Consider the following 22,346-nt stretch of genomic DNA (forward strand, 5'->3'; position numbering starts at 1 on the left):
CCACCCGGGCGGTGCGGATCCAGCAGGCGTACCCGCTCGCCTTCTTCGACCTGCACCTACGCCACCGGAGGCGGGGGCACCTGCTCGACGGCCCGTGCCCGGCCTTCCCGGAGGTGCAGTTCATCCCGTGAAGCGACGGACTGCGTCACTCCCCGTCAGCGTCGTCTTTGCCGCCCACAACTGCACCGGGTGTCAGAGCCTTTGACCCCGCGTGCAACACTCACCATGTGATCCCAACTCCCCTTCCGCCTGGCGGTACTTCAGGCGGCACACATGATGGTGCGCGGCAATGTGCCTGCTGGTTAGGCGATCCCGCTCCCTTGATCTGGAAGGAGTAGACGGTGGTCCTCGCTGCTGCGCCGGTCGACATCAACTTGGCCAACATCTCGAACTACCTCATCTACTCGGCGATCGCCGTGTATCTGCTGGCGATGTTCGCCTATTGCGCCGAGTGGGCCTTCGGCAGTCGGGGCGCGGTCGCCCGTCTCTCTGCCGCGCACGCCTCGTCCGCCGGGGCGGGGTCCAAGACGGCGGCGCCGCAGGGGCAGCACGTCGGGGGGACCGACGGTGCCGTGTCCACGCTCGTCCGCACAGCGCCTGTCGTCGTCGTCAACGGCGGCCGTGGTGGCCGCGGCACCGGGCCGGCGGACGGCCCCGGGGCTGCGGGGACGGACAAGCAGGCCGACCTCCTGGGGCGGATCGCGGTCTCGCTGACCGCTCTGGGCTTCCTCCTGCACGCCGGGAGCGTGCTCACCCGAGGGCTGTCGGTGATGCGGTTGCCCTGGGGGAACATGTACGAGTTCTCCTGCGTCTTCGCGCTGACCGTGGTGGGGGCCCACCTCGCCCTGCTGGCCGCCGGGAAGAACGTGCGCTGGCTCGGACTGCCGATCCTCATCGCGGCGCTGCTGATCCTCGGCCTGGCCGTCACGGTGCTGTACACCGCCTCCGAGCAACTCGTCCCGGCACTTCACTCGTACTGGCTGGGCATCCACGTCTCCGCCATGATCATCTGTGCTGGTGTCTTCTGCGCCGGCTTCGCGGTCACCGTGTCCTATCTGGCGCAGGAGTCCCGGGAACGTCGTCTTGCCGCAGGAGAAAAGCAGGGGAGCCGTCTCGACGGCATCCTGGAACGGCTTCCTGCCGCCGCCAACCTCGACAGGCTCTCCTACCGCCTGAACGCGGTGGTCTTCCCGCTGTGGACATTCGCCGTCATCGCGGGGTCCATCTGGGCCGAAAAGGCCTGGGGGCGTTACTGGAACTGGGATCCCAAGGAGACATGGTCCTTCATCACCTGGATCGCGTACGCCGGCTACCTGCACGCCCGCTCCACCGCGGGCTGGAAGGGCCGCAAGGCGGCGTACCTCGCCCTGGTGGGCTTCGCCTGCGTCCTCTTCAATTTCTACGGCGTGAACATCTTCGTGACCGGCAAGCACTCCTACGCGGGCGTCTGACACCCCGTGACGTCAGTCGGCCGGGACTCCACGTTCGGGAGTCCCGGCCGACTGACGTTTCGGGCAGAATGCAGGACCTGCGCCGTGGCGTTTTCCGGACAGAAACTAACCGGCCACCGATGAGGCGTACGGGGACAGGGCCGGAGCGAGTTGCACTCCGGGGGCCAGGCCGAGGGCGGTGAGGGCGTCGGGCAGGCCGCGCCCGACGCGTGACGCCTCCATGGTGCCCGGGGCGGCCAACGGGCGGCAGCTCGCGGCGATGATCTCGAACAGGTGCTGCACCCGGCCCGGCCCGCGGGGCAGCAGTTGGCCGTGGAAGTCCTCGTGGTGTGCGAGAACCAGGGCCGCGAGACCGGCGACGTGGGCCGAGGCCGTGCCGGTGCCGTCGAGCACCGCGTATCCGCCCTGCGGAGAGCACGACAGGACCGCCACGCCGGGAGCGGCCGCGTCGACCCCGGGGCCGTAGCAGCTGAACGGTGCGGCGAACAACCCTTCCGGCGTCAGCTGCGGGCCCACATGGGTGGCTTGGGAGGTGTCCGGCGGGAAGGACCCGAAGGCTCCGAGCGCACCCACGGTGAACACGGTGGGGAGCGAGCCGGGAAAGCAGACCGGTCCGCCCGAGTCGCCCGCGGGGGCGATGCAGGCGATGCCCGCCGCGTTGGCGTCGGCCAGTTTGCGTGAGACCAGCGCCGACGGGTACGGCGTCGCCACGGCGATGTGCGCGATGTCGACCTCGCGTTCGATGCAGTGGTCCAGGGCGGCGATCAGGTCGCTGAAGAAACCCCCGGGCAGCACCTGACAGACCTCGATCTCGGCGTCGACCGCGGTGCCGATGACGCCCCTGCCGGTGTCCGCGCCGGCGATGACGCCCGCCGCGTGGGTACAGGTGCCCATGGTGTCGTGGGCCCAGCCCTCCTCCGTGCCGTGGACGAGATCGACCCCGCCCCGCACTCGCTGCTTCAGATCGGGATGCTCGGCGGCGACGCCCGAACCGACGACCGCGATCTTGATTCCGAAGGCGCGGAACGTGGGCGGCAGCCGGTCCAGCCGCATGGCCTGCTGGCCCCAGCCGTACTGCTGTCTCTCCTCGAGTCCTGGGTACACCTTGGCCAGCGGCGTGAGGGTGACCAGGTTCTCCTGGGTCACCGACAGGTCCGGACGACTGATCCAGCGGTCGGCGTAACCCCCCGCGGGGCGTACGTAGAGGGACTGAACGGACTGCACGGTCTCGGTGGACAGCGTGACGGTGGCCGTCCCGTCGGCGCCGGTGACGCCCTGGCCGGGCCACGACGAACCGATCAGGAACACGCCCGCGCCGGCCAGCGCTTCGCCGTCCGGGCCGCAGACGCGCAGGGAGATCTCCACGGGTTCGTCCAGCGGCATGACCAGACCCGGATCGCGCAGCGGGAGGAACCCCGCGGCCGGCACGGCGACGGGTCCGGCCGCGGACAGCGGCAGGTCCGGCTCGATGTGGACGTGCAGCGTCCGCATCGCCGGGAGCTGGGCCTCGGGTGCCTCGACGACCGCGATCTCCGGGCAGGAGGGGGACACCCCGGCCGGCTGCAGCTTCTCCGACGGCCGGAGTCTGCGGATCACCACGACCTCGGGCATCCGGTCCAGCCGGTCACACACCGCGTCCATGCTGAGTTCGGGTACTCCCGGTGGGAGCAGTTGCTGCGGCAGCGGTGTCACCAGGTACCGCGCACGGCGCGGCTGCACCCGGACCGGTGACGGCGCACCTTTCGTGCCCGGCTCCGTCTCCTTGCCCTCGGGTGCGGGTCCGCCGGCCCCCGCACCGCCCCCGGACCCGTTCGCCCGGTTGTTTCCGGGTCGTTCCTTGACCATCACGTCCACCTTCACCAATGCCTACGTCGTAACTCGTGCGCCTGATCCGGGTGACGGGGCAGCCGGCGCTTCCACGGGGAGACGGGGAAGCGCTTGCACGGTGACGCGGTGCGCCCGGGAACTGCTCCGGGCGCACCGCGTCACGCTGCCCTGGAGGTCAGCCGATACCGAACGGCTGACCCATCTGGCCGTAGCCGAAGCCGGGCTGCTGGTACTGCGGGAACTGCTGGCCGTACCCACCCCACTGCTGCTGGCCCTGCTGGCCCTGCATGCCCTGCTGGCTCTGCTGGCTCTGCTGCAGCAGGCCGACGATCGCGGTCGGCAGCGCCTGCTGTACGGACTGCTCGACGGCGTGACGGATGCCCGAGTGCAGCGAACGGTGCAGCGCCAGGGCCAGGTACGGGTGCGCCTGCTGGGCCATGCCCGGCTGGTTCTGGAACTGCTGGTGGATCTGCTGGATCTGCTGGCACGTCTGCTGGACCTGCTGCGCGACCTGCTGGGACGTCTGCTGACACGCCTGCTGAATGGCCTGCTGGACCACCTGGGCGATCTGCTGCGGGTTGGCCAGCTGCGGACCGCCGAACTGCGTGCCGCCGTACTGCTGGAGGGGTTGAGTACCGGTCATCACCGACATGAATGCATGCTCCTTCCGGTGCACCAGAGAAATGCCGACATAGGCGTTATGTCGGCATTGTCGGAATAGTCCGACGACCTGAAGCTACGGGTGCGTGGGCACGGCCGCAAACGGAACGATCCGGCACACCCCGACCAGGACAGAAGGCCGGGCGGGTGAGAGCGGCGTGAGCGCTACCTGGGCTCCGGCACCAGCCGTTCCACCGCCGCCGTCACCAACTCGTCCCGTTCCGCCTCGGAGAGGACGTCCGGGAGGGTGAGCTGTTCGACGATCAGCCAGTTCAGGGCGAGGTAGAGCAGCTTGACGGCCATGGCGTCGCCGGGGAGGCCGGAGGACTCGTGGTAGGCGACGTTGGCGGCGAGGTCGGCCCGGACGCGCTCGGTGAGCACCGCGCGCAGTTCGGGGCGGCGGGTGGCCTCCAGGCGGAGTTCCAGCAGCGCGAGGTAGCCGGTGCGGAAGGAGCTGACGCGCCCGACGAGTTCGCGCATCAGCTCCGCGTACGTCTCCCGGTCACGGTCGGCCTCCCGCTGGCGGGCGATCGTGTCCTCGTCGGGCTGGAGCCGCTCGTAGACCCGGGCGCCGGCCTGGGTGAGCAGGTCGTCGCGGCTGGAGAAGTAGTTGGACGCCGTGCCCGTGGGTACGGCCGCCTCGGCGTCCACCGCCCGGAAGGTCAGCCCGCGCGCCCCCTCCCGGGCCAGCACCTCGATCGCCGCGTCGACGAGCACGGCCCGCCGCTGGTCATTGCGCCTCACCATGGACTCCGGCTCCCTGTCTGCGGTACGTCCTGTCGCACCACTTCAAGGAGAGTACTGCGTATGGAGTTGTCCGGCCGCCGGGCCCGGCCCACCGTCATGCGCGCCCATAGGCCCGCAGGAACGCCGCCACCCCGCCCCTGACCAGGCGGTCCGTCTCCGCCGGCGGCAGGGGCAGGACGCCGTAGTGGGTGGACTGGACGATCGTGTGCGAGGTCAGGGCCATGAAGTGGCCGGCGGTCATGGCCGGGTCGCCGTGCGGGTCGAGCAGGCCGGCGTCCGCGAGGTGGGCCATCGCCTCGGCGACCCCCCGGCCGACCGGCTCCGGGCCCGCCTCGTGCCAGGCCTTGAGGACGTCCGGCGGTACGTGATCGGCCTCCGCGTGGATGTGCCGGACCAGGGCGAAGTGGTTCGGGTAGTCGGTCATCAGGCCCACGAACGCGCGGGCCAGTGCGACCAGGTCGCGTTCCAGGTCGTCGGGGTGTGGCGGGCGCTCCGGGTCCAACACCCCGCGCAGCCGGGCCAGTTGGGCGTCGCGGACCTCGCTCGACGTCCAGGTCACCACGGTCTGGAAGAGCTGCGCCTTGCCGCCGGGAAAGTGGTTGTAGAGCGTGCGCGTGGAGATGCCCGCCTCGGCGGCGAGCGCGTCGACCGCGGCGCGCGCGTAGCCCTCGCGGCCGAAGACCGTACAGGCCGCGCTCGCGATGGCCATCTGCTTCTCCAGCTTGCGCGGGGAGACCTCGCGCCGCGCCCGTTCCAGCCGGGACTCGTTCGTCTCGCTCACCGGCCACCTCCTTCTGGCGGGTCACTCTACTCGAATTACAACGGGCGTTGTGCTTTTTACAACGAGCGTTGTACCTTTCTGGGCAGCGGGCCGCGACGAGTGGCCCTCACGAGAAGGGGGACTCCATGCCCATCGACGACACCGAAACACCGCTGCGCGTCGCCGTCCTCGTCGGCAGCGTCCGGGAAGGACGGCAGGGCCGGGCCGTGGCCGACTGGTTCCTCGGGACCGCCGCCGCCGACCCCGGCCTCGACCTCGACGTCATCGACCTCGCCGAGGTGGACCTGCCGCTCGTCCTGCCCGGCTGGGGCGGCAAGCCGAGCCCCGAGACCGCCGCCGTGCTGCGGGGCGTCTCACCGCGGCTCGCCGCCGCCGACGCGTTCGTCGTCGTCACGCCCGAGTACAACCACAGCTTCCCGGCCGCCCTGAAGAACTTCATCGACTGGCACCACCCCCAGCAGTGGCAGGCCAAGCCCGTCGGCTTCGTGTCGTACGGCGGTCTCGGCGGCGGACTGCGCGCGGTCGAGCAACTCCGGCTGGTCTTCGCCGAACTGCACGCCGTGACCGTGCGCGACTCCGTCAGCCTGCACGGGCCCTGGTCCGGCCTCGCCGCGGACGGCACCCCGCGCGACGCCGAGGTCTGCGCCGGCGCCGCCAAGGGCATGCTCGGCCAACTCGCCTGGTGGGGACGGGCGTTGCGGGCCGCGCGCGCCGAGCGTCCCTACGCGGGCTGAGGGCGGGGTACGGCGATGAGCAGCGGTACCCAGTCCGTCGCGGCACCGGTGCGCCGCCCCCTTTCGGACCCGGCCACCGTCCTGCGGCGCACGCTCACCGTCACCGTCATCGGCTCGGTGATGGCCGTGCTCGACATGACGATCGTGAACGTCGCGATGCGCTCGCTGTCGGAGTCCTTCGGCGCCCCGCTGGAGACCATCCAGTGGACCGCCACCGCCTACACGCTCGCGCTCGCCGCCGTCATCCCGGTCGCCGCCTGGGCGATGGCCCGGATCGGCGCCCGGCGCACGTACGCGACCGCGCTCGTCCTGTTCACGCTCGGCTCCCTGCTCGCCGCCTGCGCCTGGGACGCGGGCAGCCTCATCGCCTTCCGCGCGGTGCAGGGGCTCGGCGGCGGGCTGCTCCAGCCGGCAGGCATGACGATGGTGATGCGCGTCGCCGACCGACGCCGGCTCGGCAGCGCGATGGCCGTGGGCGGTCTGCCCATCCTGGTCGGCCCGGTCATCGGCCCGGTGCTCGGCGGCTGGCTGGTCGACGCCGCGTCCTGGCACTGGATCTTCCTGGTGAACCTGCCGGTGGGCCTGCTCGCCCTGACGCTCGCGCTACGGCTGCTGCCGCGCGACGAACCGGACGCGTTCGAGGGACCCGACACTCCCTCCCGCACTCCCCGCCTGGACCTCCCCGGTCTGCTGATGCTCTCCCCGGGCCTCGCCCTGTTCCTCTACGGCCTGGCCCGTGGCGGTGAGCACCGTGACTTCACCGCGCCCGGTGCCCTGCTCCCCACCCTCGCCGGTGCCGTCCTCGCGGCCGCGTTCGTCCGGCGGGCGCTGACCGTCCGGGAACCGCTGCTGGATCTGCGGCTCCTGCACGACCGTACCTTCGCGGCCGGTATCGGCACGCTCGCGCTCTTCACCTGCGGTTACTTCGGCTCGATGCTGCTGGGTCCGCTGTACTGGCAGCAGCAGCGGGGTCTGAGTGCGACGGCCGCCGGGCTGCTGGGCGCACCGACCGGGCTCGTCGTCGGTACGGCGATGCAGTTCGCGGCGAGGTGGGTCGACAAGACCTCACCGCGCCGGCTGATCCCGGCCGGCATCCTGCTGGGTGCCCTCGGGATGGCGCTGCTGGCCTGGCAGGCGGGCGTGCCCGGGGTCGCGGCCTGGCGGTTCGTCGCCTCGGCGATGGTGATGGGCGCCGGCATCGGCATGGTGCTGATGCCGACGATGACGACCGCGACCCGGGAGCTGCCCGTGGACCGGATGCCCGCGGCGAGCACCGCGCTCAGCATCAACTCCCAGCTCTGGGCGTCGGTGGGCACGGCCGTGCTCTCGGTGGTCCTGGGCGCGGCGGGCCAGGACCCGGCGGGCTTCCGCCTCACCTACGCGGTGGCGGCGGCCCTGCTCGCCCTGTCCGCCCTGCCGGCCCTCCGCCTGCCGGGCCGCCGCCGGCCATGAGCCCGATGGGCGTTCCGCCTGCGGGGCCGCTGCCGGTCGTGAGGTCAGCCGGTCCTCCGCTTCCCGGGCCGCAGGCGGTCATGAGGCGGTCGGCGTTTGGCCTCGCGCGCTGTCGTCGGCTGTGAGGCCGGTCGGCGTTCCGTCTTCCGGGCTGTCGTCGGCCATGAGGTCAGCCGGTCCTCCGCTTCCTGGGCCGCAGGCGGTCATGAGGCGGTCGGTGCTTGGCCTCCCACGCCGCCGTCGGCCACGAGGTCAGCCAGCCCTCCACCCCCGGGCCGCAGGCGGCCGTGAGGCGGTCGGCGTTCCGCCTGCCGGGCCGTTGTCGGCCATGCGGCCGGTCGGCCCTCCGCTTCCCGGCGCCGCCGTCGGCCACGAGGTCAGCCAGCCCTCCACCCCCGGGTTGCCGTCGGCCGTGAGGTCAGCCCGCGTTGCGTCCCGCGAGGTCCGTCAGTTCGGCCAGCGGCAGCGTGTGCTGGGTCTGGAGGACCTTCGCGCGCAGGTAGCGGACGTTGTGGGCCGTGGTGAAGACGCCGGTCGGCACCCGGTCCCGGACGACGACATCCAGGCCGCGCAACTGCTCGGCCTTGTCGGGGTTGTTGGACAGCAGGTCCAGCTCCCCGATGCCGAGGGCGGCGAGCATCTGCGCGGCGGCGGTGTAGTCGCGGGCGTCCTCCGGCAGGCCGAGCGCGGCGTTCGCCTCGTACGTGTCGAGGCCCTGGTCCTGGAGGGCGTACGCGTCGAGCTTGTTGTAGAGGCCGATGCCACGGCCCTCCTGGCGGAGGTAGAGCAGCACTCCGCCGCGGTCGGCGATGCGCTCGACCGCCTCGCGCAGCTGCGGGCCGCAGTCGCAGCGGGCCGAGCCGAAGACGTCGCCGGTGAGGCACTCGGAGTGCAGCCGGACCAGCGGGACGGAGCCCGGGGCCGGGTCGCCGAGGACCACGGCGACATGCTCCTGGCCGTCGGCCAGGCCGTGGAAGGTGACGAGTTCGGCGTCGACGCTGTAGCCGTCGTGGAAGCGCAGCGGTACCCGGACGCGGGCGCGCGGTGTGGCGGCGGGGGTGTCGGTCATGCGGGTCCCTCCGGGTTCGGGTTCCGTCCACGTCTGTTTCAGATTTGAAGCAGGCGCTCGGTGAGGGACTCTACTTCATGCTTAAAAGTTGAAGCAACTGGTTTGTGGTGCGGAAGACACACGGCGCCGCGCAGCCCTGCTCGGCGATCCCGAACACGGCGCCGCACCGTCCTTATTCCGGCGGACCCGAACACGGCGACGACCGCCGCCGCCACGGCACCTCCTCCACCGAGGCCCGCCCCTCCTCGCCCTGCAGGCCCCGCGCGACCCCGGTGAAGATCTCCTCCAGCTGCCCCACCTGCTCGGGCGTGAGCCGGTCGAAGAGGGTGCTGCGCACGGTCTCGACATGCCCGGGTGCCGTACGCTCCAGCACCGCCATCCCCTCGTCGGTCAGCACGGCGATGCTGCTGCGCTTGTCCCAGCGGCAGTCCTCCCGGCGTACCAGCCCGTCCCGCTCCAGCCGGGTCACCGCGTACGTCAGCCTGCTGCGCGTGATCTTCAGCTTCTCGGCGAGATCGGTCATGCGCAGTCGTCGGTCCGGCGCCTCGGAGAGGTTGGCCAGCACCGAGTAGAACAGGTGGGGCATGCCGGCGTCCTGCTGGAGCTGCCGGTCGATCGCGTCCTCCAGGAGGTGGGTCGCGGCGATGTAGGCGCGCCAGGCGCGCTGCTCCTCGGGGCTGAGCCAGCGGGTCGTCATGCAGCCAGTGTAAGTTTGTTTCAAACTTGAAGCGATAGTCGCAGGGAGACCGCGTCCGATGTCGTACCCGTATGTGCTGCTGTCCGCCGCCGTCTCCCTCGACGGTTACCTGGACGACACCGGCCCCGAGCGCCTGCTGCTGTCCAGCCCGGCCGACTTCGACCGGGTCGACGCGGTACGGGCCTCCGTCGACGCCATCCTGATCGGCGCCGGCACGATCCGCGCCGACAACCCGCGGCTGCTGGTCAACTCCGCCGAGCGCCGCGCGGCCCGGGTGGCGCAGGGCAGGCCGGAGTACCCGCTGAAGGTGACGGTCACCGCCTCCGGCGGTCTCGACCCGGCCGCGAAGTTCTGGCACACCGGCGGCGAGAAGATCGTCTACACGACCGACGCGGGCGCCGAGCGCGCCGCCCGCCTCCTCGGCGACACCGCCGGGGTCGTACCGCTCGGCCCCGCCCTCGACTGGCGGGCGCTCCTGGAGCACCTGTACGTCGTGCACGGAGTGCGGCGCCTGATGGTCGAGGGCGGCGGCACGGTCCACACCCAGCTGCTCCAGCAGGGCCTCGCCGACGAACTCCAGCTGGTCCTCGCGCCGCTCTTCGTCGGCGAACCGGCGGCACCGCGCCTGTTCGGCCCCGGCGCCTACCAGGCCGGCCGGCTCCGGCTCACCGAGACCCGCCGTATCGAGGACGTCGTCCTCATGCGCTACGAGCCCACCGCCCCCGGCACGGGTTCCGCCCCCACCGCCGCCGACCGCCACTGGCTGCGCACCGCCTGCGAGCTCGCCGCGCTGTGCCCGCCCTCCGAGACGGCGTTCAGCGTCGGCGCGGTGGTGGTGGCGGCCGACGGTACGGAGCTGGCGCGCGGCCACTCGCGGGAGGGGGACGACCCCGTCGTCCACGCGGAGGAGGCGGCCCTCGCCAAGCTCGACCCGGCCGACCCCCGGCTGGCCTCCGCCACGGTCTACAGCAGCCTGGAGCCGTGCGCCCGCCGCGCGTCCCGGCCCGCACCGTGCTCCGAGCTGATCCTGCGGGCGGGGGTGCGGCGGGTGGTGACGGCCTGGCGTGAACCGGACACGTTCGTGGACGCGGCCGACGGGACCGGGGTGCTGGTGCAGGCGGGCGCCGAGGTGGTCGTCCTGCCGGAGTACGAGGAGCAGGCCAAGGCGCCCAACAGGCATCTGGTGGGGTGAGCCCCCCCCGGAAAACACTCAGGGCCTGGAATCCGATGGATTCCAGGCCCTGAGCCTTCAGTAGCGGGGACAGGATTTGAACCTGCGACCTCTGGGTTATGAGCCCAGCGAGCTACCGAGCTGCTCCACCCCGCGTCGTTGTGACTCCAGAGTACCCCATGCGCAGGACACTTTGCACACCGGTTGATCGCGGGGCCCCCGGGGCGTGTCATCCGCCCGGGCCAACCGAGGTCGCCCGGCGGGCCCGGGGCGGCCAGGCTGGACGTACGTCGGACATGTGGGAGACGAGTGGTGGGCCCTGGAGAGGTGGAGGAGAGCACGTATGCCAGGGCGGGGGGCCGGCTGCCCGGTGACCCCGTGCCCGACCCGGGCCTCGGCGACGAGCCGGCCCCCGCGCGCCCGCGCCGCCTCACCCCCGGCGCGTCGGCCCGCGCCCTGCCCGCGCTGCTGGTCGCCGGCGGGGTGCTGTACGGCCTGCTCACCCCGAGGGAGTTCACGGCCGTACCGTTCTTCACCGCCGCCCCGCTGATCGCCGCACCCCTGTCCTCGCTGCGCACCACCGTGCTGACCGGCGTCGCGGCCGTCGTCGCCATGTACGCGGTGCGCGCCCGGAGCGGCGACCATCCGGCCGTGGGCATCGTCACGGACGTCGTCACCGTGGCCAGCGTCGCCCTGCTGGCCGTCGCCATCAACCGGGTCGTCCGGATCGGTGACCGGCGGCTCGCCTCCGCCCGGGAGATCGCCGAGGCCGCCCAGCGGGCCGTACTGCCTCAGCCCGCCGCGCGGATCGGCGGCTTCGAGATCGCCGCCTGCTACGAGGCGGCCCGGCAGGACGCGTTCATCGGCGGCGACCTGTACGCGGTGCAGGACAGTCCGCACGGTGTCCGGCTGATCGTCGGGGACGTGCGCGGCAAGGGCATGGGCGCGGTCGCCGCCGTCGCCGTGGTGATCGGCGCGTTCCGGGAGGCCGCCGAGCAGGAGGCCACGCTGGAGGAGGTGGCGCAGCGGCTGGAGCGGGCACTGGCCCGCGAGGGCACCCGGCGCGACGGCATCGACGCCTTCGAGGGCTTCACCACCGCCGTCCTCGCCGAACTCCCGCACGGCGACGGGACCGTACGGATCCTCACCCGCGGCCATCCGCCCCCGCTGCTGCTGTACGCCGACGGCACCCTGCGCACCCTGACCGCCCCCGAGCCCGCGCTGCCGCTCGGCATGGGCGACCTCGGGACATGGCCCGACGAGGCCATGGAGGAGCGCTTCCCGGACGGGGCCACCCTGCTGCTGTACACCGACGGGCTGTCCGAGGCCCGGGACGCGAACGGCCGGTTCTACGACCCCGAACGGCGGCTCGCCGGGCGGGTCTTCCCCGGCCCCGCCGCGCTGGTCGGCGCGCTCGCCGGGGAGGTGCGCCGGCACTCCGGCGGGATGACGGACGACATGGCGCTGCTCGCCGTACGCCACCCCTGACGATTTCACGGACGGTGACCGGACGACCGCCCTCCGCATAACATCTGAGACACCATCAAAAACGCCGAGACTCCTGAATGATGGCCAACTCGCCCGTTTTGCCGTGGTCCTGGCCGTTAAGTCCGGGCCGGAAAGCGTTAATGATCAAGCCGAACGGCTTGGAAAGTGACTTGCAGGTCTATTAACGTTCGATAACGCAGCGCGGTCGTCCCAGCCGCCACAAGAGGCGGCTCCGTGCGCACGCGCCGAATCCCGCAAGGGAGCCGGGGAACCACCACCCTGGGGTGAATCACGCGGATACCGAGAGGTATACGCGCGTAGGAGACCTTCCCGCTCCGAACCCGTCAGCTAACCCGGTAGGCGACGGAAGGAAAGGAGTACGCCCGCGTGGCGTCCAACCCGCCTGCCCCCGAAGCCCCGTTCATACCGGCGTCCGCCGATCCCGAGACCTTCGGCTACGGCTCCTACCACGCCGAAGAGGGCCCCTGGGAGGAGTGGAACCCCACCGAGGACTCCGTCGCCTCCGTCCGCGGCCGGCACCGCGTCGCCAAGCAGCGCGGCGGCTTCGCCCGCAGCTCCACCGTCCTCGGCGTCGGCGTCATGGCCGCGGTCGGTGCGGGCGGCATGGCCAGCGCCCACACCGGCAAGCCCCCGGTCTCCCTCTCCCTGCCCGACTCGGTGACCCACCTCTTCGAGGACGGCGGCTCCTCCTCGGCACCGAAGGCCGCCGCCACCGGGCTCTCCGACGTCGGCGTGAGCACCGACAGCACCAAGAGCGGCGGCGCCGGCGAGGCCCTGCGCAACCGGATCATGGCCCAGGCCGAGCAGCAGCAGAACAAGGCCGACAGCAGGGCCACCGCGGCCGCGCTCGCCGCCACCGAGAAGCAGACCGCCGACGCGGCCGCCAAGGCGGAGAAGGACGCCGCCGCCCGGGCCGCCGCCGCCAAGGACAAGGCGGTGGCCGATGCGAAGCAGGCGGCCGAGGCCGCGCGGCTGGCCGAGCTGGCCAAGCAGTACCAGCTGCCCGTCGTGTCGTACACGATCACCGGCACCTTCGGTCAGCCCGGCGCGATGTGGTCCTCCGGCTACCACACCGGCCTCGACTTCGCCGCCCCCACCGGCACCCTCATCAAGGCCGTCCACGGCGGCACGATCACCGAGGCGGGCTGGGCCGGCGCCTACGGCTACCGCACCATCCTGACCCTGGACGACGGCACCGAGCTGTGGTTCTGCCACCAGTCCTCGATCAACGTCTCGGTCGGCCAGAAGGTCGCCACCGGCGACGTCATCGGCCGCATCGGCGCCACCGGCAACGTCACCGGCCCCCACCTGCACCTGGAGGTCCACCCGAACGGCCAGGCCACCGCCATCGACCCGGCGCCGTGGTTGCGCGACAAGGGCCTCAACCCCTGAACCGGACCATGGCATTCGTGTGAACTCGGCGCCGGCGGTGGAATGCGATCACCCACCGCCGGTGTTGTCGTAGAGCATGACTTCCTTGCGCACACTCGGTTCCTCCGACCTCGAGGTCTTCCCCCTCTCCCTCGGCGGGAACGTCTTCGGCTGGACCGCCGACGAGGAGACCTCCTTCGCCGTCCTCGACGCCTACACGGCGGCCGGCGGCAACTTCATCGACACCGCCGACGCCTACTCCGCCTGGGTCGAGGGCAACCAGGGCGGCGAGTCCGAGACGATCATCGGCAAGTGGGTCAAGGCCCGCGGCAACCGCTCCGACGTCGTCATCGCCACCAAGGTCAGCCAGCACCCGCAGTTCCAGGGCCTGTCCGCGGCCAACATCAAGGCCGCCGCCGACGCCTCCCTGCGCCGCCTGGACACCGACTACATCGACCTCTACTACACCCACTTCGACAAGCCCGAGATCCCGGTCGAGGAGATCATCGGCGCCCTCGACGAGCTGGTGAAGGCGGGCAAGGTCCGGCACATCGCCGCCTCCAACATCAGCGCCGAGCGCCTCAAGGCCTCCCTCGACTTCTCCGACCGCGAGGGCCTGGCCCGCTACGTCGCCCTCCAGCCCCACTACAACCTCGTCTCCCGCGACACCTACGAGGGCGAGCTGCAGGAGCTGGCCGCCAAGGAGAACCTGTCCGCGGTGCCGTACTTCTCCCTCGCCTCGGGCTTCCTGACCGGCAAGTACCGCCCCGGTACGAAGGTCGACAGCGCCCGCGCCGAAGGGGCCCAGAAGCACGCCGAGTCCGAGCGCGGCCAGAAGGTCCTCGCCGCCCTGGACGAGATCGCCGCCGCCCACGAGGCCCCGGTCGCCACGGTCGCCCTGGCCTGGCTCGCCGCCCAGCCCACGGTCACCGCCCCGATCGCCTCGGCCCGCACGGTCGAACAGCTTCCCGCGCTGCTGGGAGTGGCGGACCTGAGGCTGACGGAGGAGGAGACCGGGAGGCTGACGGCGGCGTCGGCGTAGTTGCCTTTCCCGCCGCGATGGCGCTCAGCCACGACGGCGGAAGCCGGCGGTGCCGAACTCTCAGCAACCCAACGGTTACGACCGATACGGGTTGTACGTGTGATACGGCACCGCCGGATACCCGTACACCGGCCCGTACGCCGTAGGCACCGGTGCCGGCCCCGCGTACACCGGCTGAGGCGGCGCAGCCGCACGCGCCGCGTACTCCAAGGCCGGCCGCGCGGCATCCTTCCGCCGCCACAGCTCGTCCAGCAGCGCCCGCTCCCGTACGACGAAGTCGCCCCCGGCCTTCCCCCTGCGCCCCCGCTGCCGCAGGAACGCGAGCTCGGTGGCGTACCCCTCGTACCGCGCCACGGCCTTCGCCGTCGGCTTCCCGCCGTGGTGCCGGGCATAGTCCCGCGCCGCGCGCCGCGCCCGCATCGACCCCAGCGCGAACGGCTCGGCCGGCCCCAGCCACCCGGCCAGCACATACGCCGGCAGCTCCTCGCGCACGGTCCGCAGCTCCCGCTGCCGCGTCCAGATCGCCAGCCAGGTCAGCAGCCCGAACACGGGCACCATGAAGCCGCCGTAGACGGCGAAGAACCCGAACTCGCCGAAGGTGGAGGAGCCGTTCCACAAGGCGTGCATGCTCATCGCGAGCAGCAGACCGCAGATCGGCAGCAGCACCCGGCGGGCGCGCTGCCGCTCGGCGGAGAACGCGGCGAAGCCGAAGCCGAGGCCGGTGAGCGTGGTGAACAGGGGGTGCGCGAACGGCGACATCACGATGCGCACGAAGAAGGTGGCGGCGGTGACGGAGGCGATGCCGCGGTCGCCGGAGAGCTGGTCGGCCCCGAAGGCCGTACCGAGATAGAGGATGTTCTCGGTGAACGCGAACCCGGTGGCGGTGATCCCCGCTATCACCACCCCGTCGACGATCCCGGTGAAGTGACGTCTGCGGAAGAGAAAGACCAGCAGTACGGCGGCGGCCTTGGCGGACTCCTCCACGATCGGCGCTATCACGGTGGCGCCGAGGGTGTGCGCACCGGCCGGGTCGGCGGTGGCGGTGGCTATCCACTTGGTCGCGAAGGTGTTGGCGACGATGGCTATCAGCGCCGCCGCGCAGGCCCCCCAGGCGAACGCGAACACCAGGTTCCGCCAGGGGCCGGGCGCCACCCGGTCCAGCCAGCGGAACGCGGCTATGAGCCAGGGCACGGGCAGTACGGCCAGCCCGAGCCCGACGAGAAACCCCTCGGTACCGGTCTGCCGGCGCACCATCGCGAGGATCACCAGCCCGGACAGGGCCAGCAGCGTGATCAGCGCCCCGTACCGCACCCATCCGCGCTGCCACCAGTGCGGATGACGGAGCACGGCGCGGTCGGGGCGCGGGGGGTACGCCGGATACGGAGTACTGGTCGGACTGATGGCCACGGCATCGACCCTAACGGCGACGGGACGAGGGGCTGAGCGGATTATCGGACCGGGTGTCCGGCTTGATCACGCATGCGGTACGCGCCGGAACAGCAGATCGTTCACCACATGTCCCTTGTCCAGCCCCTGCCCCTCGAAACGGGTCAGCGGCCGGAACTCCGGGCGGGGCGCGAAACCGCCGTCCACCTGTGTGTTCTCGAAGCCGGGGTGCGCGGTGAGCACCTCGAGCATCTGCTCGGCGTACGGCTCCCAGTCGGTCGCGCAGTGCACGAGCGCGCCGGGCTTCAGCCGGGTCGCGGCGAGCGTCAGGAACTCGGGCTGGATGAGCCGCCGCTTGTGGTGCCGCTTCTTGGGCCAGGGGTCCGGGAAGTACACCCGCAGCCCGTCGAGCGAGTCGGGCGTGAGCATCTCCCTGAGCAGGATGATCGCGTCCCCGTTGGCGACCCGGACGTTGGTCAGCCCGTGGCTGTCGGCGAGGCTCAGCAGATTTCCCTGCCCCGGCGTGTGCACGTCGACGGCGAGGACATTGGTGTCCGGGTCGGCGGCGGCCATCTGCGCGGTGGCCTCGCCCATGCCGAACCCGATCTCCAGCACGACGGGACGGCCGTTCCCGAACAGCTCACGGGGATCGATGACCCGCTGCCCGTCGATATCCAGCCCCCACGCGGGCCACAGCCGCTGCAGCGCATCGGCCTGCCCGGCCGTCACCCGGCTCCGGCGCGGCTGAAAACTCCGGATCCGCCGCTCGAAGTGCGACCCGGCGGGATCAGCCTTGGGCCCGTCCGGAAACCGCGGCTCCCCCTTGGCCCGGGTGTGCCGGACGGACATGCCGGGGATGTGGGAGGTCGACGCGGGGGCTTCGGGGTCGTTGAGGAAGTCAGACACAGTAGGACAGATTTTACGGTGCGGTACGGACGAACGGACCGGGGCCACTACAGCGAGCCGAGCATGGACAACACCCGGCTCCCTACTTCCCGCCCGATGGGCAGGGACGCGGTAGCCGCCGGTGAGGGCGCGTTCAGCACGTGCACCGCCCGCTCCCCCTCCCGGATGAGGAAGTCGTCGACCAGCGTCCCGTCCCGCAACACCGCCTGTGCCCGCACCCCGGCAGGGGCCCGCACCAGGTCGTCCGACTCCACCCCGGGCAACAGCCTCCGCACCGCCTCCAGGAACGCCCCCTTCGACAGCGAACGGCGCAGCTCACCCGCGCCGTATCTCCAGTGCTGCCGCGCGATCGCCCACGAACCCGGCCACGTCAGGGTCCCGGCCAGCTCACGGGGCCGTACGACCCCCCAGCCGTACCCCTCCCGGGCCAGCGCCGGCACCGCGTTCGGCCCGATGTGCACGCCCCCGTCGATCCCGCGGGTGAGGTGCACACCGAGGAACGGGAAGGCGGGATCCGGCACCGGATACACCAGCCCCCGCACCAGCTCCGGCTGCGCCAGCTCGTAGTACTCCCCGCGGAACGGCACGATCCGCACCCCGGGCTCGTCCCCGGTCAGCCGGGCCACCTCGTCGCAGTACAGCCCGGCGCAGTTCACCAGCACACGCGCGCGTACGACCTCCCCGCCCGAGGTCAGCACGGCGACCCCGCGCTCCGGCCGCCGGTCGACCCGGACGACCTGTGCCCCGTACCGGATCTCGGCCCCCGAGGCCCGCGCCAGCTGCCGGGCGACCCCCACGAAGTCGCACACCCCGGTCGTTCCGACGTGTATGGCGGCGAGCCCGCGCACCTCCGGCTCGTACTCGCCGATCTGCGCGGCGCCCAGCTCCCGCACGGGAATCCCGTTCTCCCGGCCGCGCTGCACGAGCGCGTGCAGCCGGGGCAGCTCCTCGCGCTCGGTGGCGACGATCAGCTTGCCGGTGACGGCGTGCGCGATGCCGTACTCGGCGCAGAACTTCACCATCTCGGCCGCGCCCCGCACCGCGTACCGCGCCTTGAGCGAGCCCGGGCGGTAGTAGATCCCGCTGTGGATCACCCCGCTGTTGCGCCCCGTCTGGTGCCGGGCCGGCCCCGGCTCCTTCTCCAGCACGGTCACCCGCGTCCCCGGCGCGGCCCGCGTGATCGCATACGCCGTCGACAGCCCGACGATCCCCCCGCCGACCACGAGCACATCACAGTCGTACGCACCGACCGGCACCTGCACCACCTCCCACCTCGATAGTGCACTGCGCCACTGACAACGCCTTCAAACGCGCCAGGTGTCCGATGTCACGGCTCAGGCGGGAGCCATCAGCAGTGGCCGGGCCCTCTCCCGCAGCTCCACCACCCGCGGCTCGTCCCCGTACGGCTCCAGCCGGTGCAGCAGATCCTTCACGTACTCGGTCGTCCGGGCCGAGGAGATCCGCCCGGCTACCTCCACGGCCCGCACTCCCTGCTCGCACGCCGCATCGAGATTCCCGGACTCCAGCTCGGCGACGGCCGAGACGACCAGCCGCAGCCCGTGCGAGCGCACGAACTCCTCCGTCGGCTTCGACAAGGCCTGCTCGGTGAACCTCCGCACCTGCCGGGGCGCCTTCAGATCCCGGTAGCACTCGGCCGCATCTGCGGCAAACCGGTCATACCCATAAAAACCAAGCCAGGTCGGGTCGTTGTCCCCCTCCCGGGACCGCTCGAGCCACCCCTCCGCCGCCTTCAGCGCCGCACCCGCGGCCTGCGCGTCCCCGGCACGCGCGTGTGCCCGCGCTTCCACCAGCCGGAAGAAACTCATCGTCCGCGCGGTCGCCAGCCCCCGGTTCCGCTCCAGCGCGGCCTGCGCCAGATCGACCCCCTCGTCGCCGAACCCCCGGTACGTCGCCTGCAGCGACATGGAGGCGAGGACATAGCCCCCCAGTGGGACGTCCGCCGCCGCGCGCGCGAGCCGCAGCGCCTGGATGTAGTACCGCTGCGCCGCCTCCTGCTGGCCGGTGTCGAAGGCCATCCACCCGGCGAGCCGCGTGAGTTCGGCGGAGGCGCCGAAGAGCGCGCGTCCGACCTCGTCGGAGTAGGAGCCGAGCAGCAGCGGCGCCGCCTCCACCCGCAGGCACTCCGGCACCATCGACGAACGCCAGTCCCCGCCCCCGTACTTGGAGTCCCAGCGCCGGGCGTCCTCGGCGGCCTCCCGCAGCTTCTGCACATCGCTGTGGCCGACTTTGATCGGTGCGCCGGAGCCCTCGGCGGAGCCCGCCTCGCGCGCGACCGAGCTGTCGGCGGGGGTTATCAGCCATCGTGAGGCAGGCGTTGCGTATGCGCTCACCGCGAACGATCCGGCGAGCGACTGCCAGATGCCGCCGGAGCCGGCCCGGCGCCCGGCGAGGTCGAGACGGTACAGCTCCGTCGCCGACTTCACCGCCTGGGCGACGTCTCTGGGGAAGGCGAGGCCCACTTCGGGCGCGGGATCCGCGTCCGCCAGGCCGATCTCGTGGAGCGGCACCGGTCGGCCGAGCTTCTGGCCGATCGCGGCGGCGATGAGGTGCGGCGCGGCGCCCTGCGGCACCATGCCCTTCGACACCCAGCGCGCCACCGACGTCTTGTCGTAGCGAAGAGTCAACCCGCGTTGAGCGCCAAGGTCGTTGACGCGCCGCGCGAGTCCTGCGTTGCTGATTCCCGCGAGGGCGAGAACGGCGCCGAGCTTTTCGTTCGGCCCGCGTTGCTCCCTGGACATGAGCCACCCCTCGACGCAGACGGCTGCCGTGCTGGCATAACCACGCGGCATTCGTAAACCCAGCGTAGTTCGCCGCATCCCAAGCGTTAAGGGGCATTGTTCCGGATGGCGGGATTGTGGTCCGTACGGAAGTACGGTCCTGTACGCACCGTGCACGGCCTGTCGCCGCGTGCCCCCACGCGTGTGGCCGTGCGCCCGTCCGTGCGCTCTTCTCCGGCCATCGGGGGAGCGGTTCCATGGCTCTTGCGTGGGTCGGCCCGCTGTACTGGATCCAGTGGGCTGGGGGACACCGCCACCTTCATCCCCGCGGGTGGCGGACCGGTCCGGGAGGCGATGCCCGCCTCCCGGACTGTGCGCGTGTCCGCGCCGCCACGCGTTCCGCAGGCCTGTACGGAGCGTGCTCAATTCCGCCTTCGCTCTGTGTATTTGGCTGAAAATCGACCCGGCCCGTCGCGGTGGACATCCGCTCCGACCATGCAACTTGAGGGCGCGTAGGGCGTCTTGGGGGAGCGTACGGGGGGCGCATTCGAGTCGCGCTCATCACCCTCCCACTTTGGGGTTCCCTCGATCGAAGCCGGTGCCGCCGCCCCTCCACAACGCACCCTTCATGGCAGCATGGGGTCCGGTTCGTACGGTGCACTGGTTGTCCACAGCCTGTGGAGGCGTCGATGCGGTGGTTGGTGGGTTGGAGCAGCACCGCCGCGGGCGTCGCCGCGATCGGCGCCGCGGGCGCCACCGGTTACGACGGCGAGACCCTGCACCCCGTCGGCTCCCAACTCCTGTGGGGCGACCCGGATCCGCTGTGGGCCGTCGGCGACTGGCGCCCGGACGAGGTGCGCGTGGTCAAGGCCGACGCGGACAACCGCATCGCCGTCCTCGGCATCTGCGGCGCCTCCGACGAGGAGCTGCGCCGCGCGCTGTTCACCGCGCGCGGGGGCGCACTGCGCCATCTGACCACCTGGCCCGGCAGCTACACGGCCGTCGTCCAGGTCGGCCGGCGCATCACCGTCTGCGGCGATCTCGCGGGCGCCCGCCCGGTCTTCCACACCCCCTGGGCCGGCGGCACCGCCTACGCCACCGCCGCGCTGCCCCTCGCCGACCTCACCGAGGCCAACCTCGACTTCGGCCACCTCGCCGCCCTGCTCGCCGCCCCCGACGTACCGGCCGCGCTGCGCGACACCACCCCGTACGAGGGCGTGCGTCGCGTTCCGCCGGGGCACGCGCTCGTGCTGCGCGCCGGAGTGCGCGAGATCGCCGGCTACGAGCCCGTCGCCTCCCTCGCCGTGGCCGCGCCCGCCGCCGACCCCGACCACGCCGTGGACGCCGTACGGGACGCCCTCGTGGAGGCGGTACGCGCGCGCTTGTCGGCGCCGCGGCACGTGCCCGACCTCGACCCCGGGCCGGTGCCCGGCATGGGACCGGCCGAGCGGCGGGCCCGGCGCGGGATGCCCGTGCCCGGCATCGGTGCCGACCTCTCCGGCGGCCCCGCCTCCGGCACCCTCGCCCTGCTGGCCGCCGGGCTCCCCGGCCGCCCCGGCACGCTGCTGGGCCACGGCACCGGCGCGGGCGAACGGCTCCTCGCCGTCACCTTCAACGACCTGGCCGTGGCCGGCCGCGAGGCCGAGGTCGAACGCGCCGGCGCCCTCGCCGCCAACCCGCGCCTGCACCACGTGGTCGTCACCGGCGCCGAGGAGACCCTGCCGTACGCCGACCTCGACGGCCCCCTCACCGACGAACCGGGGCCCTCCCTGGTCACGGCCGCCCGGCACCGCGCCCGCCTCGTCTCCGGCAGCGCCGACCACTTCACCGGTCACGGCGCCCGCCAGGTCCTGGACGCCCATCCGGCCCGCCTCGCCGACCTCCTGATGGACCGCAAACGGCGCCATCTGGTCCGGCCGGTCGCGGCCCTCGCCAAGGCCGACGGCTCAGTGATGGTCCCCGCGCGCGTGTACGGCGCGGCCCGGCGGCTCGCCCGCACGCCCTACCGGGCCGGCCTGGAGGGGCTGGCCGAGCGGCTGATGCGGCGCCGGTTCGACGAGCCCAAGGGGGCGGTCGGCGCGTCCCTGGCCGCGCTGACCTGGGCCAGACCCGGGCCGGCCGCCCGGTGGCTGACCGGGGAGGCACTGGCCGAAGTATCGGTTCTGCTGCAGGCGGAGGCGGACCGCTCCGGCACCGGCGCCCAGCGCCCCGGCGACTATCGCGCGCGTGCCGCCCTCGCCCGCCACGCCGCCGACCTGCGCGTCCTGGAACAGGCCGCGGAGATCCGCTCCCAGCGCCTGCACGCCCCGTTCCTCGACAACCAGGTGGTCCGCGCCTGCCGCGCCCTCCCGGAGGCCCTCCGTGTCCAGCCGGGCGCCCGCGCGGCGATCCTCCGTACGGTCCTGGAGGGCGCCGGCGTCACCGACCTCCCCCCAGGCTGGGGCGCCCCCTCCCACGCCTCCTCGGCAGCGGCCACCCGCGCGGGCCTGCGCGTGGCGGCGGACCCGTTGCTGGACCTCTTCTCCACCCCGCTCCTGGCGGACGCCGGCCTGGTGGAGGCCCGCGTGGTCCGGGGCGCCCTCCGCTCGGCAGCGGCCGGCGACCCCCTCCCCCTGGACGGCCTGGCCGACCTGATCTCCCTGGAACTCTGGCTCCGCCGCCTCCTTTCCCGCCGAGGCACCTGCTGGACGGGAACACCGGCACGCGCGCGTGCGGTGCCGTCGGGGATCCAGCCGAGAAGGGGAGCCCTGGCCTCGGGAGCGTGAGAGATAAACCCCCGTGCCCAACCCCGCGCCCCCCGCGACA

At 72.3% G+C, this 22,346-nt stretch carries 18 protein-coding genes, 1 tRNA gene and 1 riboswitch; of the genes, 8 read left to right on the forward strand and 11 right to left on the reverse strand.

All coding sequences use genetic code 11. The annotated features are described in order from the left end of the window. Positions 1–341: 341 nt before the first annotated feature. Entirely contained in the window at positions 342–1,451 is a 1,110-nt protein-coding gene (gene ccsB, locus ACH47Z_RS43345) for a c-type cytochrome biogenesis protein CcsB (protein WP_399084896.1), read from the forward strand. Positions 1,452–1,556: 105 nt separating this feature from the next. On the opposite strand, the gene ACH47Z_RS43350 is transcribed toward ccsB, so the two are convergent. From ACH47Z_RS43350 to ACH47Z_RS43365, 4 genes are all read right to left on the reverse strand, one after another. Then, a complete protein-coding gene (locus tag ACH47Z_RS43350; RefSeq protein ID WP_399084899.1) occupies positions 1,557–3,296 on the reverse strand; it encodes a S8 family serine peptidase in 1,740 nt (579 codons plus the stop codon). A gap of 157 nt (positions 3,297–3,453) precedes the next feature. Then, a complete protein-coding gene (locus tag ACH47Z_RS43355; RefSeq protein WP_399084902.1) occupies positions 3,454–3,930 on the reverse strand; it encodes a hypothetical protein in 477 nt (158 codons plus the stop codon). 173 nt (positions 3,931–4,103) lie between these two features. Then, positions 4,104–4,685 (reverse strand): TetR/AcrR family transcriptional regulator, encoded by a 582-nt coding sequence (locus tag ACH47Z_RS43360; RefSeq protein WP_399084905.1) that lies wholly within the window; start codon positions 4,683–4,685, stop codon positions 4,104–4,106. Positions 4,686–4,779: 94 nt separating this feature from the next. Further along, on the reverse strand, positions 4,780–5,466 hold the full coding sequence (locus ACH47Z_RS43365) for a TetR/AcrR family transcriptional regulator (RefSeq protein WP_399084907.1): 687 nt from the start codon (positions 5,464–5,466) through the stop codon (positions 4,780–4,782). Positions 5,467–5,591: 125 nt separating this feature from the next. Between ACH47Z_RS43365 and ACH47Z_RS43370 the strand changes: the two genes are divergently transcribed. Both ACH47Z_RS43370 and ACH47Z_RS43375 read left to right on the forward strand, forming a co-directional pair. Beyond that, positions 5,592–6,200, forward strand: a complete 609-nt coding sequence (locus ACH47Z_RS43370; protein ID WP_399084910.1) for an NADPH-dependent FMN reductase — start codon at positions 5,592–5,594, stop codon at positions 6,198–6,200. A 15-nt stretch (positions 6,201–6,215) separates the two neighbouring features. After that, positions 6,216–7,652, forward strand: a complete 1,437-nt coding sequence (locus tag ACH47Z_RS43375; RefSeq protein WP_399084913.1) for a DHA2 family efflux MFS transporter permease subunit — start codon at positions 6,216–6,218, stop codon at positions 7,650–7,652. 418 nt (positions 7,653–8,070) lie between these two features. Here the strand turns inward: ACH47Z_RS43375 and ribA are convergent, their stop codons facing one another. Beyond that, on the reverse strand, positions 8,071–8,721 hold the full coding sequence (gene ribA / locus ACH47Z_RS43380; protein WP_399084916.1) for a GTP cyclohydrolase II: 651 nt from the start codon (positions 8,719–8,721) through the stop codon (positions 8,071–8,073). 172 nt (positions 8,722–8,893) lie between these two features. Then, positions 8,894–9,418: a MarR family winged helix-turn-helix transcriptional regulator gene (locus ACH47Z_RS43385; RefSeq protein WP_399084919.1), complete on the reverse strand. Its 525-nt coding sequence runs from the start codon at positions 9,416–9,418 to the stop codon at positions 8,894–8,896. A 58-nt stretch (positions 9,419–9,476) separates the two neighbouring features. On the opposite strand from ACH47Z_RS43385, the gene ACH47Z_RS43390 reads away from it, so the two are divergent. After that, positions 9,477–10,610 (forward strand): dihydrofolate reductase family protein, encoded by a 1,134-nt coding sequence (locus ACH47Z_RS43390; protein WP_399084921.1) that lies wholly within the window; start codon positions 9,477–9,479, stop codon positions 10,608–10,610. A gap of 61 nt (positions 10,611–10,671) precedes the next feature. Here ACH47Z_RS43390 and ACH47Z_RS43395 read toward each other — a convergent pair. Further along, positions 10,672–10,745 (reverse strand) — tRNA-Met (locus tag ACH47Z_RS43395). A gap of 156 nt (positions 10,746–10,901) precedes the next feature. On the opposite strand from ACH47Z_RS43395, the gene ACH47Z_RS43400 reads away from it, so the two are divergent. The 3 genes from ACH47Z_RS43400 (at position 10,902) to ACH47Z_RS43410 (ending at position 14,511) form a co-directional block, all read left to right on the forward strand. Then, positions 10,902–12,077, forward strand: a complete 1,176-nt coding sequence (locus ACH47Z_RS43400) for a PP2C family protein-serine/threonine phosphatase (protein ID WP_399084924.1) — start codon at positions 10,902–10,904, stop codon at positions 12,075–12,077. Between the two features lie 233 nt (positions 12,078–12,310). Further along, positions 12,311–12,457, forward strand: a riboswitch (cyclic di-AMP (ydaO/yuaA leader). A 7-nt stretch (positions 12,458–12,464) separates the two neighbouring features. Continuing rightward, positions 12,465–13,490, forward strand: a complete 1,026-nt coding sequence (locus tag ACH47Z_RS43405) for a M23 family metallopeptidase (RefSeq protein ID WP_399084927.1) — start codon at positions 12,465–12,467, stop codon at positions 13,488–13,490. Between the two features lie 76 nt (positions 13,491–13,566). After that, entirely contained in the window at positions 13,567–14,511 is a 945-nt protein-coding gene (locus tag ACH47Z_RS43410) for an aldo/keto reductase (protein WP_399084930.1), read from the forward strand. 75 nt (positions 14,512–14,586) lie between these two features. On the opposite strand, the gene ACH47Z_RS43415 is transcribed toward ACH47Z_RS43410, so the two are convergent. From ACH47Z_RS43415 to ACH47Z_RS43430, 4 genes are all read right to left on the reverse strand, one after another. Continuing rightward, positions 14,587–15,918, reverse strand: coding sequence for a PrsW family intramembrane metalloprotease (locus tag ACH47Z_RS43415; protein ID WP_399084933.1), 1,332 nt, complete (start codon positions 15,916–15,918; stop codon positions 14,587–14,589). 66 nt (positions 15,919–15,984) lie between these two features. Then, the gene (gene trmB / locus ACH47Z_RS43420; protein ID WP_399084936.1) at positions 15,985–16,803 is read right to left on the reverse strand and encodes a tRNA (guanosine(46)-N7)-methyltransferase TrmB; all 819 of its coding nucleotides are present in this window, start codon (positions 16,801–16,803) and stop codon (positions 15,985–15,987) included. Between the two features lie 47 nt (positions 16,804–16,850). Then, on the reverse strand, positions 16,851–18,068 hold the full coding sequence (lhgO, locus tag ACH47Z_RS43425; protein WP_399084939.1) for an L-2-hydroxyglutarate oxidase: 1,218 nt from the start codon (positions 18,066–18,068) through the stop codon (positions 16,851–16,853). Positions 18,069–18,137: 69 nt separating this feature from the next. Continuing rightward, positions 18,138–19,562, reverse strand: coding sequence for an MFS transporter (locus ACH47Z_RS43430; RefSeq protein WP_399084942.1), 1,425 nt, complete (start codon positions 19,560–19,562; stop codon positions 18,138–18,140). Positions 19,563–20,230: 668 nt separating this feature from the next. Between ACH47Z_RS43430 and ACH47Z_RS43435 the strand changes: the two genes are divergently transcribed. Next, entirely contained in the window at positions 20,231–22,306 is a 2,076-nt protein-coding gene (locus ACH47Z_RS43435) for an asparagine synthase-related protein (RefSeq protein WP_399084945.1), read from the forward strand. Positions 22,307–22,346 lie beyond the last annotated feature (40 nt).

Origin of the sequence: Streptomyces sp. NPDC020192, from assembly GCF_044388685.1 — a bacterium.
GTDB lineage: Bacteria > Actinomycetota > Actinomycetes > Streptomycetales > Streptomycetaceae > Streptomyces.

Coding starts and splice junctions, on each gene's coding strand:
- ACH47Z_RS43430 (WP_399084942.1), bottom strand. CDS start 19,562: ATGTCCAGGGAGCAACGCGGGCCGAACGAAAAGCTCGGCGCCGTTCTC.
- ACH47Z_RS43360 (WP_399084905.1), bottom strand. CDS start 4,685: ATGGTGAGGCGCAATGACCAGCGGCGGGCCGTGCTCGTCGACGCGGCG.
- ACH47Z_RS43410 (WP_399084930.1), top strand. CDS start 13,567: ATGACTTCCTTGCGCACACTCGGTTCCTCCGACCTCGAGGTCTTCCCC.
- ribA (WP_399084916.1), bottom strand. CDS start 8,721: ATGACCGACACCCCCGCCGCCACACCGCGCGCCCGCGTCCGGGTACCG.
- ACH47Z_RS43350 (WP_399084899.1), bottom strand. CDS start 3,296: ATGGTCAAGGAACGACCCGGAAACAACCGGGCGAACGGGTCCGGGGGC.
- ACH47Z_RS43355 (WP_399084902.1), bottom strand. CDS start 3,930: ATGTCGGTGATGACCGGTACTCAACCCCTCCAGCAGTACGGCGGCACG.
- ACH47Z_RS43435 (WP_399084945.1), top strand. CDS start 20,231: ATGCGGTGGTTGGTGGGTTGGAGCAGCACCGCCGCGGGCGTCGCCGCG.
- ACH47Z_RS43385 (WP_399084919.1), bottom strand. CDS start 9,418: ATGACGACCCGCTGGCTCAGCCCCGAGGAGCAGCGCGCCTGGCGCGCC.
- ACH47Z_RS43370 (WP_399084910.1), top strand. CDS start 5,592: ATGCCCATCGACGACACCGAAACACCGCTGCGCGTCGCCGTCCTCGTC.
- ACH47Z_RS43390 (WP_399084921.1), top strand. CDS start 9,477: ATGTCGTACCCGTATGTGCTGCTGTCCGCCGCCGTCTCCCTCGACGGT.
- ACH47Z_RS43375 (WP_399084913.1), top strand. CDS start 6,216: ATGAGCAGCGGTACCCAGTCCGTCGCGGCACCGGTGCGCCGCCCCCTT.